Source organism: Halomonas kalidii, from assembly GCF_030010475.1.
GTDB classification, from domain to species: domain Bacteria; phylum Pseudomonadota; class Gammaproteobacteria; order Pseudomonadales; family Halomonadaceae; genus Halomonas; species Halomonas heilongjiangensis.
In genome coordinates, this window is sequence record NZ_JASCQN010000049.1 from 59,004 (window position 1) to 77,378 (window position 18,375).

An 18,375-nucleotide genomic window follows, 5' to 3' on the forward strand; every position below is an offset into this window, starting at 1 on the left:
TTTGGTACGCGCTGTTCCGGTACCGGCTGGTCTGATTCGCACCGCTCTGTTTCGAGGTCATGCGTGGCGCCCCGCCGCCCCAGGGCGGCGGCTCGCGTTCGCCTGGCTGGCCCTGCTGCTCGCCCTGGCTTGCGCCCCGGTGCTGGCGGCGGAACGCCCGGTGCTGCTGGTGATGGGAGACAGCCTGAGCGCGGCCTACGGCATCGAACGGCACGAGGGTTGGGTCAGTCTGCTCGCGGAACGCCTGGACGGGAAGGCGCAAGTGGTCAACGCCAGTATCAGCGGGGAGACCAGCAGTGGCGGTGCCAACCGGCTTCCCGAGCTCCTCGGACAGCACTCACCGGACATCGTTCTGCTCGAGCTGGGCGGCAACGACGGCCTGCGCGGCCTGCCCCCGGGCCAGTTCGAGGCCAACCTGACGGACATGATCGAGGCCAGCCGGGAGGCCGGCGCCGAGGTGCTGCTGCTCGGCATCGACATCCCGCCCAACTACGGCCAGGCCTACCGGGACGCCTTCACCGGGGTCTTCCTCCGGCTCGCCGAGGCGTATGAGCTTGCGCTGGTGCCCTTCCTGCTCGAGGACGTGGCGCTGGAAGATGGCCTGATGCAGGGCGACGGCATCCACCCCACCGCGGACGCCCAGCCGATCATCCTCGACACCGTCTGGCCCGAGCTCGAGCCGCTGCTCGAGGAAAACGGCGCGGAGCCGGCCACCCTCTCCGGTGCCCCTGCCGATCAGGATTGAGCCGCCGGCGCGGGACTCTTCTGCCACTGCTGCAGCCCCAGGCCGCCGAGGATCAGCACCAGGCCGACCAGGGTCGACGGCAGGATCGGCTCGCCGACAATGAAGAAGAGCAGCACCAGCGAGACCGGCGGCGAGAGGAAGATCAGGTTGGCGACCCTGGCCGTGCGCGAGATTCGGTGTACCGCCAGTTGCCACAGCACGAAGGCGATGCCCATCTCGAACAGCCCCACGTAGACCCCGGCCCCCAGGCCCGCCCAGCCGTGCCACTGCAGGCCCGGCCCGGCCAGCAGCAGCACCGTGAGTACCGGCACCCCGATGCTGAAGTTCTGCCATTGGGCCACCAGCGGCGGACGGTGATCGCGGGCGTTGAGCAGCCAGTAGAGCGCCCAGAGCAGGGTCGAGGCCAGCGCCAGACCGACCCCCAGCGGGTCGGCGAAGGCGACGTCGAACACCGCGCCGCGGGTGGCGATCACCCACACCCCCGAGTAGGCCACCAGCCCGGCGAGCACGTCGATGCGGGTCAGCCGCTGGCCGAGGATCGGCACGGCGAGGAAGGCCATGGCCAGCGCCCAGGTGTAGTTGAGCGCCATGGCCTCCTGGCCGGGTAGCCGGTCGTAGGCGGCGAACAGCACCAGGTAGTAGGCCACCGGGTTCATCAGCCCGGCCCAGGCGGCGGTGCGCCAACCCCGGCCGAGCGCCTCCCCCAGCAACCCCTTACGAACCACCAGCACGCCGATCAGCGCCCAGGAGACCAGCGAGGCGATCCACATCAGCTCCAGCGGCGACATGTAGGAGAGGGCCACCTTGAAGGCGGTGGCCACCGTCGACCAGAGCGCCACCGCGCCCAGTCCGAACAGCATGGCCTGACGTTCCTGTGTCATGGTGCTTCCCCATTATCTGGAGGCCCGTAGCCCGTAGCCCGTAGCCATGATGCCTTATCGATCGATATGTCCCAGGCTGCGGTCCGGGTCGAGGCGATCGCGTACCGCCTGCTTCAGGGCCTTGATATCGGGGAAGCCACCATCGCGCTTGCGCTCCCACAGAGAAGCGTCGTCGAGGAACATCTCGAAATAGCCGCCATGGGAGGGCACCAGGGCCACCTCCTCGAGGTCCTCGCCGAAGGTCGAGAGCAGCTCCTGTGCGTACCAGGCACTGCGCAGCAGCCACTGGCACTGGGTGCAGTAGTGGATGCGAATACGTGACATGTCACCTCCCCGTCGCAACAAATGGATGTCTGCGATGATACCAGCCGGGGTGCCTCCATGGCCGAATGCCGATCGATATCGTCTCGACGAACGCCAGACCGGCGATACGACGGGCGTGCCGTGCGTTGAAATCCCGGTCGTGGCTGGCCATGATGGTGGCAACACAATGCTCCCCGATGGCGTCGTCCTGGCGCTCGGAGCGGGAACCGCGACAGGAACCCTGCATGAAACGATCCCCCTTGATCAGCCCGGACCTGCTGGAGCGTATCGTCGATGCCTCGGCAGACGGCATCGTGGTCGCCGAGCAGGAGGGCGACGAGCACATTCTGATCTACGTCAACCAGGGCTTCGAGCGCCTGACCGGTTACAGCGCCGACGAGATCCTCTACCGTGACTGCCGCTTCCTGCAGAACGAGGATCGCGATCAGCCGGGGCTGGACGTGCTCCGCAAGGCGTTGCGGGAGGGGCGCCCCTGCCGCGAGGTGCTGCGCAACTACCGCAAGGACGGCACCCTGTTCTGGAACGAACTCTCGATCACCCCCGTCTACGACAAGGACGACAACCTCACCTACTACATCGGCGTACAGAAGGACGTCACCGAGCGGGTCGAGGCGCAGCAGGAACTGGAGCGTCTCAAGGCCGAGTACGGCCTTTAGCGGTCTCCTCCCCGGCCCGGCGACGCGCACCGGCAAAAAAAGTCGCCGCAGGGTATTGCCCTGCGCCGCCGGTGGCGATATATAGCCAGCAGGCAACCGCCGTTGCCGACTGGCGCTTCAGGGTCCGCGCATTCGGACGAGAAGCGATTCCGAATGGCACTGGGTCATGGGAGGGCTTTGCATGAGCCGTGAACCCCTGGTCAACGAGGCGCTCGACGACGAGCAGGACTATCAAGAGGCGGTCAACGACGACGACTACGGTCGTTCGCGCCCCGCCAGTCGCGCCGACACCCTGCGCGCCCGCCGCCGCGTCGAGTCGCTGCTCGAAGAGCGCCGCCTGCAGCGTGCCATCGAGGACGACTGGATGCTCCTCGACGACGACGAAGAGGAGGAGTAACGCCCTCCCCGTAGCGGTCGGATCGTACGAGGCGACCCGCCGTCGGTCGCGGCCCCTCCCCCGGATGGGCAGATAGCCGACTCCCCCGAGTCGCGGCTGGCCTTTCCCCGGCCCGGCCACTATCATCGTGGCCACCGACATCCTCCAACCAAGTGGCATTCCATGGCGCAATACCCTTCAAATACTGATGGAATTTTGTCACCCACATGGCTGAAGGGGCTTGAACGTCCATAGCTAGCGGCTTTCGGAGCCACCTAGCGGCGCCATACCCCTGAAACCGCCTCGATTTTGTTACGTTCGGCGTATTTTTGCCGTTCAAAGGTTACAAAAGACCTTTTTGAGAAAAATTCCTATCGACATGATAGCTGAGGCTAGTGCTAGGCTCAGGATTCATCAAAAATTGATGGTGGCAGCGGCTCTTCTCATCTCAAAAGCAGTCCAGCAACACCTGACGGTAATGGTGAGAGAAGCTCACCTGATAGCTTGGCGAAACAGCTGTATTACAGTCATAACCATACATTAAAGCACCTTCCGCCGAAGCCCCAGCCTCATTTGACAATATTCCATCAGGCTCATAAGAGAACTCCGCTGCACCATGTTTCTGCCCAGAGGGTGCTGAAGGAAGCTCAACCTGGCTCAACACCGCTAGATCATCCGGAAGATCTTCTGCGATACGCTCAGCGAACCGCTGAAGCGTGGGCTCTGCAAGCATGAACAGCCATGCCTGGTTATCGGCTTCCCCGGTACGCCTAAGAATTCTACCCAGAACTTGGCGGTAGTGCAGTTCGGTACGGATACGACTCAGATAGCAGCACACTTGAAGTCGGGGAATATCCGTTCCCTCACTGATCATCCCAACAGCAATAATCCAGCGGCAATTATCATTCCTGAATGCATTGATTACTTGCTGAGCGTCCGGGGTCCTGTTAGTGACAACATGGTAGGCCTCTCCTCGGGCCTCTAGGGCTAGGGCGACCTGATGAGCGTGTTCAATATCGGTCGCAACGACCAAGCCCGCCGCATTCGGCTTTGAGCGCCGGACCTCATCCAGCCTCTCGCAACCCAGCCCCAGTATTTGACGCATCACATCATCGTGACGCAACAGATCCTCGTAGGTGATAGGGGATTCCCCGAGCAGTGCGGCAATACTAGGGAAGAGCTTGACGGTGCTCTCGGTCTCCAGCGCTTCGGTGAGCTGCACTTTCTGATTGTCCAGCAGAACAATGCGCGGGGAACGGCACACCCCATCGGTAATGGCTTCTTGTAGACCATAACGATAGTCGCAGATCAGTTCCCCTCCCGGAGAGGAATAGCGTGCAAGGGCGATGGCCAAGTTATCAGAACGCCACGGGGTGCCCGAGAGCGCCAACGTATAGGCAGCACGGTCCTGGATTCTCTGCAGGATTTGCTGCCCCCAGGCATTGCTCAACAGGGGATCATGCCCGGCGCAGTGGTGGATTTCATCAAAGACGACGAACACGCGATACTCATCAAGCAGCTGCCAGAAGGTATCATCTCGGTGCTCCATGGCCTGGTAGGTGTAAGCGCCGCCAACGGCACCGACTAAGCCATCGAGCCGCTTATCCAGTACGTCTGCGAAGGTCGTGCGAAACCCGTCCACTACCTGGCATGAGGGCGCAAAGCAGAGCACCAGGTCGATCTTGTTCCTCTCAAAGAGACAGCGAGCCAGAGCCGCTGCCAAGTGCGTCTTGCCGGCGCCCGGTGTTGCCTGGCAGAGGAAGTGGGGTGTGGTAACAAAATGGGCCAGCGCTGCCTCGATGCACCACCGCTGCCATGTTCGCAGTCCCGGCATCGTCATTGCGAGGGCAATGCTGTAAGCGTCTTTTCTACCGCCCGGAGGTGGCCCAATAGGCGAGAGCTGCGATCCTTGGCCTCTTGATACTCATGTTCCACGTGGCTCCGGAGGTGCGGCATCTCATCGAGTAGAAGCTTGTACCGTTCTGTTTCCCCCATCGATGTCAGGAAGTCCAGACGGACTTCTTTGAGGGTCGACTCCAAGCGCTGGTACACCTCAGCCTCGGTTCCGGAAGCAGCAAGGCTCTGCGAGGGTTCCGGCGATGTCCGCTTTGTCTTGTGCTCGGGCTTGAGGCTCTTCTCGAATCCATTGTCAATCAGTTTCAGCTGCAAGTGTTCCGGCATGGGGCGCAGATGATAGACCTGCCCCCGCTTACGGCGCTCATCGTCGAGCACGAGCCAGCCAGCCCTCAGCATGCGGCGAATCTGCTCATACACATAGCGGCGAACCTCACCGAGCTTATAGGGGGTGCCCCCCAGTCGGGAGGCATAGGCATCCCGCAAGGACGCGGTAGTGAATTGTGTGAGCCCCTCATCCTGCAGCAGCTCATACAGCCGTTTGTCGAGGGTGAACGAAGTGGGCTTCATGGGAGGTCCGAGGAAAAAGACATGAAATGCGGATTATAATCCGTGGCCTGTGGGTCCGCAAACGAATGATAGTGCCGCCTCAAGCGATTTTGAGGCGGCCATGGACCAGCTGGCGAAAGCGGTAGGGGAGCGGATTCGGTACTGGAGGAAGGCTCGCGGGCTATCTCAGGACAACCTGGCCTTGTTGAGCGGTATTGATCGAAGCTATGTGGGTCGCATCGAGCGGGGTGAAGTCAACATCACGGTCGAGATGCTATATCGCATTGCCAGGGTGGTGGGTTGCGAGCCCGCCTTATTCCTTCCCGAGATCAAAGACATTCACGAGTGAGCTGATTCTAACACAGTGTCAGCCACGGGATGTTGGAGTTTTTTGAGACAGCGAACCGCTCAGCGACCGCCGCCAGAGCTATAAGTCTGAAAAAGGGGGCGCTTTTCTTGGAACCTTTCATACTAGAATACCTATATTGCTTTGCTACTCAAGATAATCTAAACTATCAAGTCATGAAAGTCAGCATCCGCAATCATATATGCTCATCTGAGTGAAATCGAAGAATGTAACTTTCAAGAGCCCGCCATGGATAAGACACACCCCCAAAGCTCACCTCGTAAAGTGCTACGCAGTCGGAAGCGTACAGGTGAATATGTAACGCTAGGCACAGCCAGTATTATAGGAAGGAGCTTCGCTTCAAAGGAGAAAGTGCATGAAACACTACAAATAGCCCACGAGCGCTCCAGAGCTACAATTCTCAGGCATCGTCGCGATCTATTAGACCAATAGTTTTTGTCGATGCTGCTTGTTAATTCTCGGTATGGTTCCCAATTACAAGCATTTTCCGCATCCGGAACATGCTCGGTATGCTGACGTGGCATTGCTTGATAATTAAAGCAATAACCTCCCCAAAGCAGCCCGTACGGAAAGCCGCTTTCATGTTGGTGCCAGAGCTATAAGTCCGCCTATGAAATTAGCGTCGAGCTGTCGCCTGGACCAGTTTACGAAGATCAAGCGAAAACCATGGATCACATCCGGTAGAAGTCTCCTTTTCTGATATTGCCGTATACATTGATTCAAGCTAGACTTGCCATCATGATTCTACTCGATACTCACTAGAATGAGGAATTCCATGTCTATTCTCACCACCTACGTGCAGAAGGAACAGCAGCTCAAGCAGCTTCAGGAAGAGCTGGATAGGTTAAAGAATGATGATCGCCTCAAGGCTGAGCTTCAGTTCAAAGATAAGCTGGAAGCCCTGATGCGTGAGTTCGATAAGTCAGCCGCTGACGTCATCAAGCTATTGGCCCCGCAGCCGACTGCCTCTAAGACTGCCAGCACGACAAGCACCGGCCGCCCCAAGCGCAAGCTGAAAATCTACAAGAACCCAAATACCGGCGAGGTCGTCGAGACCCGCGGTGGCAACCAAAAGACTCTGAAGGCGTGGAAAGATGAGTATGGTGCCGAGACTGTGGAAGGGTGGCTAATGAAAACTGAGGACTAATATATTCTACAGCCTGCCTGCCAGAGACATGGCAGGCAGGGTCGCTTTCGGCCCAGGCTGTGTGAAAACGCTTGGAGCGTCTCGGGTCGGCCAAAAATGATCAAAAATGGTGCTCTCTCGTTCATTCCGAGGCAATTGCATGGAAAAACTACTCCAGATTTCGCGTACGGACGCCATCTTCAGGGTGGCCTTGGAGTTTTCACACAGCCTCGGCCAGAAGCGGACGTTGAGCACTTACTGATATATAACGAATCCTCGCTCAACGGCTGCCGCTCTCGGTACCACGGTTCCTCAAGAGGCTCCACGCTCCCGCGGTAGTTCGCCGTAACGCGTGGTTAAAAGTCACTTCGGGGGAAGCGTGTCTTCTTGTACTAGGCGTAGGATCTCCTTCATGGCGTCGCGATATGCAACGAGAAGCTTCTTCCAAGCGGCACAGGGATCATTGACGGGATAGCGAAGCTCGAAGTGAGTAAGACCCTCGATGAGACCAACGGTGGTATCACTATGCACTGGGAATCCTTGGCGGATCTTGTTCAGGGCCTTGAGAGTCACGATGGGTTGCGATGTGTAACCGGGAAATTGCTGGAGGTACCTCTCCAGAAGACCGATCGATTGAACCTTGCTGTCGGAGACACCGGTTACCTTGCGAAGTGACTCGACATTACAGTTCACAGCGGCGTTACGTAGCGAGGTAATTCGATAGAATAGCTCCTCCTGAGAAGTGCAGTCTCGGAAAAGTTGGAGGAGGTCACGCTCCTGCCGCAGGACAACCAAGTTCGCCCCGTATTTCTGGTGGTACAGGGCGTTTACGTTGTCCCTGGCCTCTATGATCTCGGCGGCGATGGCTTCATCAGCCATTTTGTCACCTAGGGTCTCCGTGGGCTCCTCTATTTCGACATTAGCGCCATCGGGCTCCGGGATCCGCTTAGGATCGAATGGCGAGTCCTGCGGATGTGTGGCCGTGGTAAGCCACAGTTCGAGCTCATCCGAGAGAGCCCGATCCTTGATTCGTTCAGACAGGTACCGCTTGCCATATTCGAACAGCACCTTGATCAGGTCGGAGTCCGTCAAACCCCAGCAAGATGCCAAGGTCCTAGAGATGCCGATCTTGAGATGCCTCCGCTTTGTCTGACTGCGCTCCTCCGGAGCACCGACGAACTCAGACGGAACAATCTCGTACGGAAAAGCAATGTCGATCGCGTCCCGGAACGGAGCGATCTGGTACGGACTTGCAAATCGGACCGTGAACATCATTAACTCTCTCGCTCAGTGTCGCCTAGCGATTACGCTCAGAGGTGTGAAGCAAAGTGAAGTATCCCCCTGAAGCGCCATGTTGGGATTTACATCATCTCGTGGACCTGAAATAGAATATTCCCAGTCTGCGCGGCATGTCTACGTTTTCTAAGAAGAAGAGATACAAAATCCATCCTCTGTTCCAAAACAGCCATGAGATCTGCACCAGTCATAAGAATCACTACTGGACGCCCGGTGGAATGAGCAGCAACTGCATCCGTCGAGAACCCGCTAATCGACAGAAACAACCCTAGGGTATTGTCAAGCTTTCGCTTTACCTTTCCGGCAAAGGCATCCAGGTCCCCAATGGACACAAACCCGTCGTGCCACTTCGCTTCGAATAGATAATCGGCACCCTCCAAAGAAAATGCCCCGTCGATCTGCTCTCCTTGAATACGAAATGAAGCTTTGGGGTCGAGGTCAAACAAATCAAAAAGGTCGTAAAGGACCTTTTCAAGCTCAAAACCCCGCTGCTGTGGGCTTGAAGATGTCACTAGGTCCATGTATCTAGTTTTTATTTCTTCAAGGCGTTGAATAACAGCTCGGTTATTCCTCAGTCGCTCGGCCTCACGACGCCTCCTCTCTTCTAAATCCTCTGACTCTTTCGTCGCGGTGTCGTGTGACTCTACGATTCGGCGAAGTTCTTGAACAGCACTTTTCGCTCTCTGAGCTTTTTTCTGCCCATCCTCGAGATTTTGCAAATGAACAAAACTGTCCATCTTTGCAACTTCGTGAAAAAGCCTGCGGATGTCTCCGAGATATTTTTCTTGATTGGAGCAAAGCCGGTCCACAACATCGGAGACAATCTGTCTCTTGTAGTTTTCCCAACTCACGGAAGAAATGACACTCTGGTCAGTTAGACAGTTCGATAAGAAACTACGCAAGTCACCCTTGTACCAATATATGGAGCACAGCGCCTCTTTTAACGCATGTATGGCAACTGCCGATACTTTCTTACCTGCCACCGTGGTCACCTCTCTCTATTTTTAGCTCAACAGTGATTAGACTGCACGCTCCGATATTGGATGACCCTCCATGTGCGTTCAAGTCAATAAACGCGTATGTCTGTTCACCCTTAAAGCATTTTTCATCATAATCGATTATTCCTCACAGCCTATCCCCAACAACTGTACACGGCGCATTTTACGGCAGGAACACTCAGGATTGTCAGCTGCCTCAGTCATCTCTCCAATATAGACTAAGTTTTCTCACTCGGCCAGATACCCAAAAATAAACGAAAATAAAAAAATAAAGTACATCCACTTTCTTGACTTTCTTGATCCCTGCTGCTGACCGTTTGGCCGGCTAGGTACCATAGGGTTTCGCCCAGTAGGCGATACGATCAGCAAGAAAGTGGGTGCTTTTCTTGTCCTCCGAACCGAATACTGACTATATTCAGTTTGAAATGGGGAATTGGTCGAGGCTTAAAGCATGCTGCGTTTCTTAGCGGTCATGGTGCTGCTGCCAATATTGGCGATCGGCTGCACTACTACCCAGCCCGAGAAGAACACTGCTGCCGAATTCGAGAGGGAATGTCGAGAGGCGGGAAACGCAATGGGTTCATGGGCTCTAAGGCATTGCACGCTCCGGCGGTCGGCGATGTATGCTCTCCCGTACCTATCCAGCCAGGCTGCTAGCGTGATGGTCACCATCCAGCAGGATTGGCGTGGCTGCAACCGATCCGCCATCGCCTATAGGCTACCGTTCGAGATATCTGATTACCGGGACCGGGATGCCGTCACTGACGAATGGATAGCACTCTTGGGTATGCTCGATAGTCGAGACAATGAAGTTGCCAGAAACTGGCCATCTGTGTTGGATGGGCTGTACGACACCGCACTTCCGAAGCTGATAGAAGTACACGGAGTAGAACAAGGATGGGAGGAGTTCAGCAGACGCATGGACATGTTCATTGGCACTTTGGAGCAAGCAGAGCGACAAACACGCATAGAGAAATGCCACCAGCAAGCCGTCGAAGCCTACGGAGACTCGGCCCCCCTATTTTTGAACTGATTTTCCTTCAATAATATAGTAAACTTTTAGAGCTCTAACATCGAAAGATAGAGAAATAAAGGATATCCACATTCTGTTATTTTCTGGCATTATTTGAGCGCCGCACGGATGTAAGTTGCATATTCACTTGGCGCCAAATAACTATCTAGCCTAACGTCGCTAAGTGCATTTGGCAATTCCGCATACAGGTGCATTGAGTGGATATTCTCCGGGGATGTTGAGAAAATTGAAGGCAAAACAATCAGTGCAGAAATGGAGCCATCTTGCTCCAAGATCCAGTCTACATTACGGTATTCATATCGTGTGTCGTTAATCTCCAGCCTCAAAGCTGGCCCGTCGGAGTCAATATATGCATACCTTAGCCTATCATAAATATTGGGTGACGATTCGGCTGGAAAAATAGAGAATCTAAGAGATGGCCCATTAATACCATTGAATATGTAGACGAGAAGCGAGATGCGCACTATTATCTCTCTGTCCCAGCTCTCTTGTTGATAGATCATTACAGCGATTCCACCACTGGGGGTATGAATCAAACTCCAATCCGCGTTATAAATAGAGTCGCTAGATGATATCACGCCCAAAGCTATTAAGTCATCTTTAGTTAGCCATGTCATTTCATTGGGGGGGGTTAGAGATGCGATATCAAGCAAGCGCCTTGATATCCCCATTTGATCGAAATACATGCCAATCACAGTCATTCCTATCTGAGCAGTGGATTCCGTGCCAATATCGGATCTGAATTGATGCACCCCGAGCACGCCAAGATCCCCAATTGCTTCTCTTCCGTAACCGCCAAGGAAAGCTAGCGCACAGGCTGAAGAGCATACTGCATCTTCAATCCACGGCCCCTCTACCCACCTATCTTCTTCGGGCAAGTGTCGAACGCTCCAATAGCTATCTGATATGCAGGTTGATATCTGAAGGCTCCTTATTATATAGCCAAGCTCCATTCCCCCTCTGACACTACCACCCGGACTATCGAAACAAACGGCCAAAGTGTCGTATTTTTCCCTATGCCCTATCTCTTTAATTAAGAAATTTTCAAATCTTGTTGGTGTATCGTCGGTTATATGGCCACGCGCCATTATTCGAGGCATGCAGAATGCGGCATTACCAGAACAAGGAGAGAAAATCTCAAACTGCATTTCATCATAGGCGATTGCTATAGTCGAAAGGGTGGGGACAAGGGACAGAAAAAGAGAAGCGCACAATAACCATTTGGCTTTCATTTTTATTACCCTGCGTTTCAAAGATCAATTAAATTTTGGCACAGCCTATAATGAGGCGCAACTCCATTTAAATAAAAGGATATTAGACCACTCTTTATTAAATCTTGAAGCCTGGCGCTACAAAAAAGTGTAAGAAGATACGTGGAGAACTCAAGTTCCAACCGCAACACTATTGAAAGGAGAAGAGAAAAGAATGAGGAAGAAAAAAGACATCCATTTTCTTGACCACTGAGGTGGCAGGTCTCGGCCATGAGCGGTCATTCAGAATAATCTGATATAACGTCATGACTCATGCATTATGCCATCTGCAACCAATTGTTAGGTGCGTGCTGACAGGAGCTCATCTAATAGCTCTCCTTCACTTGGCAGTCTTCCTCTATCTGCGATTGCTGAGATACAAGAAAGCAGTAAGTCCCAGGCTTGCTTCCAATCTGCGAAACTAACTTTATTAGATGAGCCGTGGGCGATCTTGCTACGTGTGTTGTAAGCGACCTTTGCACTGGCATGAAACTCCTTTCGTCCATAATCATCCGCACAGAGCTGGGCGAGATATAGTGACAGACGAAAACTGACCTCTGAACTGACTGACTTGAATAGGGCCTCAATTGCTGTCCAGATATGAAGGATCGACTGCTCGTACGTTGCAAGAGTGGCCGATGTGTTTGATGTTCTTGCTACAAGTTTAAGTAATGCGTTGCCTCTCGCTATTTCCATCCACCTGTCAGCGAATTTCGCAGCGTTTTGAATCTGGGGCTCGTTGATTCCGAAAGCGTCGGGTATAGCCATGCACTGCATGGTCAACTCCAAGGGCCAAGCTTCCATTTGATGGCTGTGTGACGAGAACTGAGATTCGATCTCGGGGGGAGCCCCGCGCTCAATCGCGGTATCACGTTGGTTGATTCCGGAATAGTCGTTGATTGAAGTAGTGGTCACATATGGAACCAGAAACGGCGAAATACCCTGCAAATACAGACCTAACCGAAAGCTTTGGAAGGCTTCCGCAGCTGATTCAAAAGTGTTATCTCCGCCTACGGCGAATTCGCTGTTGCACTTGCCGATAAGGACATCCATCAACTGGTACGGCAAATGCAGCTTGTGCTTTGTCGCCAATGTGGCGAAATCAAATGTGGATGTACCCCATCGACGCTTCGCTACCGAAAAATTACCGTAGCTGATTTCATCATCCTCAAACTCCGGCAAGAGGAATGACATTGGAAAGTAGTATGCCTGTTTCATTTTGACAAATCACTTAACGCTGAAGCTTTGCGGAAATTCTGGAACCGCGAAGCGGTGGAAAAAGCATCCGGCAATAGTGTCTTGTTATATTTCTATTTCCGAACATGGCATCATCACCGGTCTTTCTTCATTAAAAAACTCTATTGCTGATCCGCTTGTATTAAAAAATTCTTTTGCGCTACCATAGAACTGAAAGTGTAGACCTTTTGGCACAAAGACAGAAAGAGGTTTCATCCCTTTAAATGATAGCGACAAAAGCTCTTGTCTAGAATCAGGATATGCATCCACAAGCTCATAAAATGGAAATATATCAATTAACAGGATGCTTCCATTGACGTTACAACGTTCCGGGCAAGGCCGTATGTTTCTGTAGAGGTAATTTTTTTCGTTGTTATTTATTTTTTCACGATTTTCTTGAATAACGTTACTTAAGAAAGCACCTACAGAACCTGTCCCCGGCGAAGGAATAGAATGAATTTCTAGGCCAAAGCCGTCATCTTTCTCTGTAACTTGTGTTTGAATATAAAATCCTTCGTCTAAAAAATAGACGCCTGGAAGGGTGCAGTATGTTATAGGAATCTTCCCATACTTACCGTCAGTTTTGACCGTAAGAGATAAAACGCAATCCTCAAGAACCTCCTTCAGTGCATTGACAATTGTTTCTTTTTTGCAGGACAGAGAAAATGCAAAGATGTTTATGGTGTTAATGCCTTGGCATTTTCGGTTACTCCACCCGAGGTTGTTATAAAAAGTAGTTCTTACAACTTCTTTTAAATTAGTAGAATTAAGCGTCTTCTTTACTTCAATTGCAGATATAGTGCTCCCAGGATTAATCACTACAAAGTCATCACATCTATACACAACACTTCTGTCCGAGTCATCGTAAACAAGCACATCGATTTGCTTACCATGCTTGTCTCTCGATGAATCGTACACAAAACCAGTTCCAACCTTATTGTTAGTTGGAGCAAACTCTCTCAACGTATTCCTGACCAAGTTTTCATAGAAAGTACCAACTGTTGGCGCATGCTTGATTACGTTTTCGAACCATTCAGTTTCTGACTGAATTTTCCGATGAAACCGGTCAGCTAGAAAGTTATCGTCGTTCCAATACAGCCTTTGGAGAAGACCCGTTTTCTTGTCTTCAACAATGATGCATTTGCCAGAAGGTTGCTGAAGGTCGACAATTTCTTGCTCTTCCTTAGGACGCTTCTTCAATTGTGACTCCTAGAAGTATAACGTTCTAGTTAAGCCGCGCAGGTTACTGCGTCGGGTTGAGCTATTTGTTAGCTGCGACGGCAATTGATGCTGCCTTGCTAATTAAATACTCGCGTATGGCCACCAACTCGTTGACTTGCAATATTTCACGCACTCTATTTTTAACCGCCACAACTGTCGCGTCTCCGTCTTTTACATCAACTTCGCCAATATCCATCAGTGACTTAAAGATGTCGTACATTTCTCTAATGGCCTCCGATCGTGTGCCTTCACGATCTTCCTCGCCAGTCAACGCCCGGACGAGGCCTGCATTAGCACCTATTGTCCGAACACCTCTCTCAAACGGCATGAGCTTTTCATCGATTTCTGGTGTTATCCAAGCTGTATGCGCTATCCGGAGACTATACAGATTGCTTGCATGATCAAGCGCCTCCTGTGTAGGGCCCTCCCGAGTTAGAGTGACAACTACCTGGTGCACCTCTGAAAGATACTTTTCACAGAATTCCACATGCTTATCAAAAATCGTATTAGCCATGTGCGAAGTTGCACCTAGATTGAATAAATTTTGCTCGTTCTGTAGTTCCAGCTTTCTCTGGTGTGCAGAGCGATCTCTGATGAGTTGGAATAGAGCCACAGCAAGCCCGCCGACCGAAGGTAGCGCGGCAACACCTCTGTAGACTTCGCTTATAGGAGCAAAAAAAGTTACACCTAGTGATACACCTACGATAGCTGCAATGCCAAACCAGAAAGATCCATTGAAGGTCATTTCTTTCTCCTTCAGCAGCTAACGCCCAAATATGCGGCGCCCGACGCAGGAGGGCGTCCGGCGCGTGAAACGCGCGTACATAATTTGCTTGTTAGCCCTTTTCAGCCACGGAAAACACGGGTGATTTTAGAATGACTATAGCTACCCGGCTGCAAATATGATTGGCTATATATTCGTTGTTATAATCACACATTGTGGTTTCTGATTCCAGATCCTCGTAAACTAGCCCGCCGGCCCCAACGTAGAAACGAGTTACTTCATGGTCTTCTTAGCCGAATCGCCATCTTTAGGCTATCTACCTTTACCTATTACTTATTATTCTCTTAAACCAAAGATTATGGCGTCTTGGAAGAGAACTTTCCGCTTCGCCATGCCCCAAGTAGTAGATATTGCCTTCTGAATTTCATTTTATATCATTATCTTTTCACTTAAAAAGTACACCCTTCTTTGAAGAGCCAGTCATCATGTGCCAAGGCTACATATAAAGCCGACTTCCATGTATTAGGTGACGGCTCGCTTTCAGCGACTGCTAAAAAATACTCCGTAAGCTTATCTTCTTCAAGAGAAGACAGGAATGAGTCATAAATACTTCTCAGAACTGCCAATTCTGATGCAGCTTCAATAGAGTACTTTCTAGAAATATCAAACCCTCTGAAATGCGCCTCTACACGAGACCTCTTCACATAATTCCACCCACTAGGTGGCTTAACATAATAGTTAATCGTTGGAGGCGACGTTCTCTCTACGACAGCATATATCCATTTGCAAAAGAAATAATCATCCTCATCAAAGTATGGATGTAGACACTGCTCTCCCGCGACATTCGCAGCATCAGATAGTTTTCCATGGTTGCAATCTTTGCATGCTGGGACTAAATTCTCGGGTAAAACTGCATATGCAGGAAACTTTACTTTAGGAAGATAGTGATCAAGCGTTGATGCATGCCCTACGCCACAGAATGGACATTTTCCGTTTGCTGACACCAGTAACTGATCATAATACCTTCTTCCTGGCTTATGTGCGGGCACCATATGATGGGAATAGAGGTTTGAAAAATCGCTCCCCTTTGCACTCCCAAAAATAACATCTTCTTTTGACGAGCTTGGTATTAAATAAAGCTCAGCTCCAGCAGCCATTTCGCAATACTCTTGAGAAGACACGACCACATCTTCAGATATTCTCAAAAGTTCGTTACGCAAAGCTGGCTTTGCAATACTACGAACACAGGTTTCATATACATGAAGCGAGTCGAAGTTAGGCCTATCCAATTGCTTCATTGTTTACTTACCTGTTTTTCTCTTTCAGAAAGCATAGCCCTCAGCATTGCTTTACCTTCATGACCAAGCTGGTGCTTGTACTCTCCTATTATATCCTCATAGTCACCACCGCCTAAAACAGAATCTAGAAGTAGGCTGTGAAAACCTGATTTCACAACCTCTAGGCCAAACACCTCTCTAGTTAACACCCCGACATTCTCACCAAATGTTTCACAATCTGGCCTGCTGGCCGACAAAGCCAATCTAGAACGAGTAATCTTCCAAACACATGACTTGGGAATTTCTTGCAGAACAACCGGGGAATGCGTAGCAATAATAGCCACCCCATTACGATCCAAAAGCAGCTCACTTAGTGCACGAATAAATGCAGACAGAAGAGGTGGGTGAAGATGTCCTTCAGGCTCATCAATTAAAACCAAAGACTTCTCCTCCACTCTTTCAACCAATTTCGTCATTGAAAGAAGAACTACCAAGTGACCAGAACTCATCTTACTTATCAATTTCCACGATTTAGTTTTAAAATCATCCTTTTCGTGCAAATCAACCAACCTCCGCAAATTTATCTCTGCAAAGTTCTCATCAGACTCCAGAGTTGATATAGCCCTGATCCACCTTGACTTTTTTGATTTTTGCCCGAAGCAGGAACGAAGACCAGAAAGCAATTCACCTCTTATAGCCTCTACAGATTTAAGCTCCGACTCATCACCTCCTCCACTTGGCTTTTTTAATCCAACATAATAATAACAAGCCCCTTCTGTAGGGTCTGTTCTTTCGACAGGAGGATCGAATGGATCAAATGCGCTAAATGCCACTGATATAACGCTGCTAAAATAATCTTTCCCTATAGGACTGCAATCCCAAAAATCATCATTATCAAAAAAACCCTCCCCCTCCATGTGTTCCGGCGCAACACTTTCCACCATTCCATTAAGAATGGTTGTTTTTCCGACGCCATTCCTTCCAATTAAAGCATGTATATTTGTATTTGGCTTAGTGTTGGGCTTGACTTTAAACTCAAGTTCGATTCCAGAATAACTATCAGTTTTTGATTTTTTGAACAGAAAGTTATAGTTGGTAAGGACACTCCCTCCACCAATAACTCTCCGATACTGATTTGCTATCGAAGACGCACTTACACTCCTTAGCAGCGACGTCTTAAACACCCTTTCATTTTCGGCTATCTGGTAACTATTATTTGAGTAAGCGACGTCTCTCAAAGAACCCAAAATTTCACCCAAAACTTCTTGGCTGAAATTTTCATATAGCTCTTTGTAGTAATCAACATCTTGGCCCAGAGAAAAGAATGTTTTGGGCAGCTTATTAAACCTCTTCTCTAACTTTTCGGTAGTCATGCCCTCACTTTGACCGACATATCCAATCTTTAAATTGCCAAGATCAACTCTATTTCCGAACCGATTGTAAGCAACCACAAAAAATTGAGTTTTAAAGCTGTAATCATCCCAATAATCCTCCTTGAGATATATCACATCAACGCCTTTATCAGGAATAAAGCCGTTTCTCGTCACCTTCACATACTGCATAAAAAGCCCTTTGCGTATATTCGTGCACACTTAAACACATGAGGCAACCTCAACATAATCCGATTTTGGCTGCTCCAGCCCCCTCTGTCCACTTGCCTAGATCTACTCGCCACATAACACCTGACTCGAACCGAACACAGTGGATTGTCTCGGTACTGAGATAAAGTAATATGCAATTAGAGTAGGCGTTAACTTAATTAACTGAATGCCAGCAGATCTATTCAGACATCGTTTCGCGGAAAATAATGGTGCGGCGGGCAGCCATGCTCGTATTGTTTTATTCCCCAGATATTGTTGGCGAGCAGAGTGCCGCCGATTTTGGCCTGGATCTAGCGGCCATGATAGTTTCAGGGTGATGCGTGCCCACTGCCGTGGGCGAAATCTAGCTCTCGGTTTCGAAAAATCGTTAGAGTCCAGCATCATGGCGTCCCTCCACACCCATCTAAGTCTATCGGGAAGCACGACCAACATAATACCTAATAGTGTCAGTGGTGGAAGTGCGTAATAAAAATCATGTACAGTGACCTCATAAACTTGACTCTTGGTTTTAATTTTTTCAGCGTCCCACAAAGTGCTGGCAGATAGCTAAACCTGCCGCATGAGATGAACAAGACGTTTACACCAATCTTATGATTAGATGAATGTGCCTGACACATGTGCTGAGATGTCCGCTTCGGGTCCTGGCCGTGTGAAAACAGAAAAAATCTGGTCTGACTCAAGAACCTTCCCCCTCAGCTTCCTATTGAGTCCACACAAGCCATTGCTTGGATGATTGCCGACTGATGCTGGAGTGAGATCTGGAAACCATGAAACCATCAGAAAGCACCTATCTCACCCTTATGGCCCTTGAAAACATGGGAAAAGGGCTGTTACGCCCTCGCAGCCCTCATCAAACCATTG

The 18,375-nt window shown here is 51.0% G+C and carries 18 protein-coding genes; 6 read left to right on the top strand and 12 right to left on the bottom strand.

Annotated features, from left to right (window positions below):
• The first annotated feature begins 1 nt into the window (after position 1).
• Entirely contained in the window at positions 2–745 is a 744-nt protein-coding gene (locus tag QLQ85_RS15795) for an arylesterase (protein WP_407650401.1), read from the top strand.
• Here QLQ85_RS15795 and QLQ85_RS15800 read toward each other — a convergent pair.
• Both QLQ85_RS15800 and QLQ85_RS15805 read right to left on the bottom strand, forming a co-directional pair.
• Positions 736–1,626 carry a DMT family transporter gene (locus tag QLQ85_RS15800; RefSeq protein ID WP_282739872.1) on the bottom strand — a complete coding sequence of 297 codons (891 nt, stop codon included), beginning with the start codon at positions 1,624–1,626 and terminating at the stop codon, positions 736–738. The genes QLQ85_RS15795 and QLQ85_RS15800 overlap by 10 nt on opposite strands.
• Before the next feature lie 54 nt (positions 1,627–1,680).
• Positions 1,681–1,950: a SelT/SelW/SelH family protein gene (locus tag QLQ85_RS15805; protein ID WP_282722166.1), complete on the bottom strand. Its 270-nt coding sequence runs from the start codon at positions 1,948–1,950 to the stop codon at positions 1,681–1,683.
• Positions 1,951–2,174: 224 nt separating this feature from the next.
• Between QLQ85_RS15805 and QLQ85_RS15810 the strand changes: the two genes are divergently transcribed.
• Both QLQ85_RS15810 and QLQ85_RS15815 read left to right on the top strand, forming a co-directional pair.
• Positions 2,175–2,606, top strand: coding sequence for a PAS domain S-box protein (locus QLQ85_RS15810; protein WP_282722165.1), 432 nt, complete (start codon positions 2,175–2,177; stop codon positions 2,604–2,606).
• A 181-nt stretch (positions 2,607–2,787) separates the two neighbouring features.
• Positions 2,788–3,003 carry a PA3496 family putative envelope integrity protein gene (locus QLQ85_RS15815; protein ID WP_282739873.1) on the top strand — a complete coding sequence of 72 codons (216 nt, stop codon included), beginning with the start codon at positions 2,788–2,790 and terminating at the stop codon, positions 3,001–3,003.
• Between the two features lie 427 nt (positions 3,004–3,430).
• Here QLQ85_RS15815 and QLQ85_RS15820 read toward each other — a convergent pair whose 3' ends face one another.
• Entirely contained in the window at positions 3,431–4,822 is a 1,392-nt protein-coding gene (locus QLQ85_RS15820; RefSeq protein WP_282739874.1) for a DEAD/DEAH box helicase, read from the bottom strand.
• On the bottom strand, positions 4,819–5,406 hold the full coding sequence (locus QLQ85_RS15825) for a hypothetical protein (protein WP_282739875.1): 588 nt from the start codon (positions 5,404–5,406) through the stop codon (positions 4,819–4,821). Before QLQ85_RS15825 ends, QLQ85_RS15820 begins: the two co-directional genes overlap by 4 nt.
• A gap of 100 nt (positions 5,407–5,506) precedes the next feature.
• Between QLQ85_RS15825 and QLQ85_RS15830 the strand changes: the two genes are divergently transcribed.
• Both QLQ85_RS15830 and QLQ85_RS15835 read left to right on the top strand, forming a co-directional pair.
• Positions 5,507–5,734, top strand: a complete 228-nt coding sequence (locus QLQ85_RS15830) for a helix-turn-helix domain-containing protein (RefSeq protein WP_282739876.1) — start codon at positions 5,507–5,509, stop codon at positions 5,732–5,734.
• A gap of 793 nt (positions 5,735–6,527) precedes the next feature.
• Positions 6,528–6,899 carry a histone-like nucleoid-structuring protein, MvaT/MvaU family gene (locus tag QLQ85_RS15835; RefSeq protein ID WP_282739877.1) on the top strand — a complete coding sequence of 124 codons (372 nt, stop codon included), beginning with the start codon at positions 6,528–6,530 and terminating at the stop codon, positions 6,897–6,899.
• A gap of 342 nt (positions 6,900–7,241) precedes the next feature.
• Here QLQ85_RS15835 and QLQ85_RS15840 read toward each other — a convergent pair whose 3' ends face one another.
• Positions 7,242–8,153, bottom strand: coding sequence for a hypothetical protein (locus QLQ85_RS15840; protein WP_282739878.1), 912 nt, complete (start codon positions 8,151–8,153; stop codon positions 7,242–7,244).
• Between the two features lie 86 nt (positions 8,154–8,239).
• Positions 8,240–9,157 (bottom strand): restriction endonuclease, encoded by a 918-nt coding sequence (locus QLQ85_RS15845; protein WP_282739879.1) that lies wholly within the window; start codon positions 9,155–9,157, stop codon positions 8,240–8,242.
• Positions 9,158–9,623: 466 nt separating this feature from the next.
• Here QLQ85_RS15845 and QLQ85_RS15850 point away from each other — a divergent pair, with 466 nt between their 5' ends.
• A complete protein-coding gene (locus tag QLQ85_RS15850) occupies positions 9,624–10,205 on the top strand; it encodes a hypothetical protein (RefSeq protein ID WP_282739880.1) in 582 nt (193 codons plus the stop codon).
• 89 nt (positions 10,206–10,294) lie between these two features.
• On the opposite strand, the gene QLQ85_RS15855 is transcribed toward QLQ85_RS15850, so the two are convergent.
• From QLQ85_RS15855 to QLQ85_RS15880, 6 genes are all read right to left on the bottom strand, one after another.
• Positions 10,295–11,437 carry a COG3904 family protein gene (locus QLQ85_RS15855; protein ID WP_282739881.1) on the bottom strand — a complete coding sequence of 381 codons (1,143 nt, stop codon included), beginning with the start codon at positions 11,435–11,437 and terminating at the stop codon, positions 10,295–10,297.
• Positions 11,438–11,755: 318 nt separating this feature from the next.
• Positions 11,756–12,673, bottom strand: a complete 918-nt coding sequence (locus QLQ85_RS15860) for a HEPN domain-containing protein (RefSeq protein WP_282739882.1) — start codon at positions 12,671–12,673, stop codon at positions 11,756–11,758.
• An 84-nt stretch (positions 12,674–12,757) separates the two neighbouring features.
• The gene (locus QLQ85_RS15865) at positions 12,758–13,891 is read right to left on the bottom strand and encodes a DUF6602 domain-containing protein (protein ID WP_282739883.1); all 1,134 of its coding nucleotides are present in this window, start codon (positions 13,889–13,891) and stop codon (positions 12,758–12,760) included.
• Positions 13,892–13,952: 61 nt separating this feature from the next.
• On the bottom strand, positions 13,953–14,657 hold the full coding sequence (locus tag QLQ85_RS15870) for a hypothetical protein (protein WP_282739884.1): 705 nt from the start codon (positions 14,655–14,657) through the stop codon (positions 13,953–13,955).
• Between the two features lie 428 nt (positions 14,658–15,085).
• Positions 15,086–15,934, bottom strand: coding sequence for an HNH endonuclease (locus tag QLQ85_RS15875; protein WP_282739885.1), 849 nt, complete (start codon positions 15,932–15,934; stop codon positions 15,086–15,088).
• Positions 15,931–17,475, bottom strand: a complete 1,545-nt coding sequence (locus tag QLQ85_RS15880) for an AAA family ATPase (protein WP_282739886.1) — start codon at positions 17,473–17,475, stop codon at positions 15,931–15,933. The genes QLQ85_RS15875 and QLQ85_RS15880 overlap by 4 nt, the downstream gene beginning before the upstream one ends.
• Between the last annotated feature and the right edge of the window lie 900 nt (positions 17,476–18,375).

Excerpts from the sequence above, each read along its gene's own strand:
- QLQ85_RS15800 (WP_282739872.1), bottom strand. The coding sequence starts at position 1,626 with ATGACACAGGAACGTCAGGCCATGCTGTTCGGACTGGGCGCGGTGGCG.
- QLQ85_RS15805 (WP_282722166.1), bottom strand. The coding sequence starts at position 1,950 with ATGTCACGTATTCGCATCCACTACTGCACCCAGTGCCAGTGGCTGCTG.
- QLQ85_RS15810 (WP_282722165.1), top strand. The coding sequence starts at position 2,175 with ATGAAACGATCCCCCTTGATCAGCCCGGACCTGCTGGAGCGTATCGTC.
- QLQ85_RS15815 (WP_282739873.1), top strand. The coding sequence starts at position 2,788 with ATGAGCCGTGAACCCCTGGTCAACGAGGCGCTCGACGACGAGCAGGAC.
- QLQ85_RS15820 (WP_282739874.1), bottom strand. The coding sequence starts at position 4,822 with ATGACGATGCCGGGACTGCGAACATGGCAGCGGTGGTGCATCGAGGCA.
- QLQ85_RS15825 (WP_282739875.1), bottom strand. The coding sequence starts at position 5,406 with ATGAAGCCCACTTCGTTCACCCTCGACAAACGGCTGTATGAGCTGCTG.
- QLQ85_RS15830 (WP_282739876.1), top strand. The coding sequence starts at position 5,507 with ATGGACCAGCTGGCGAAAGCGGTAGGGGAGCGGATTCGGTACTGGAGG.
- QLQ85_RS15835 (WP_282739877.1), top strand. The coding sequence starts at position 6,528 with ATGTCTATTCTCACCACCTACGTGCAGAAGGAACAGCAGCTCAAGCAG.
- QLQ85_RS15840 (WP_282739878.1), bottom strand. The coding sequence starts at position 8,153 with ATGATGTTCACGGTCCGATTTGCAAGTCCGTACCAGATCGCTCCGTTC.
- QLQ85_RS15850 (WP_282739880.1), top strand. The coding sequence starts at position 9,624 with ATGCTGCGTTTCTTAGCGGTCATGGTGCTGCTGCCAATATTGGCGATC.
- QLQ85_RS15855 (WP_282739881.1), bottom strand. The coding sequence starts at position 11,437 with ATGAAAGCCAAATGGTTATTGTGCGCTTCTCTTTTTCTGTCCCTTGTC.
- QLQ85_RS15860 (WP_282739882.1), bottom strand. The coding sequence starts at position 12,673 with ATGAAACAGGCATACTACTTTCCAATGTCATTCCTCTTGCCGGAGTTT.
- QLQ85_RS15870 (WP_282739884.1), bottom strand. The coding sequence starts at position 14,657 with ATGACCTTCAATGGATCTTTCTGGTTTGGCATTGCAGCTATCGTAGGT.
- QLQ85_RS15875 (WP_282739885.1), bottom strand. The coding sequence starts at position 15,934 with ATGAAGCAATTGGATAGGCCTAACTTCGACTCGCTTCATGTATATGAA.
- QLQ85_RS15880 (WP_282739886.1), bottom strand. The coding sequence starts at position 17,475 with ATGCAGTATGTGAAGGTGACGAGAAACGGCTTTATTCCTGATAAAGGC.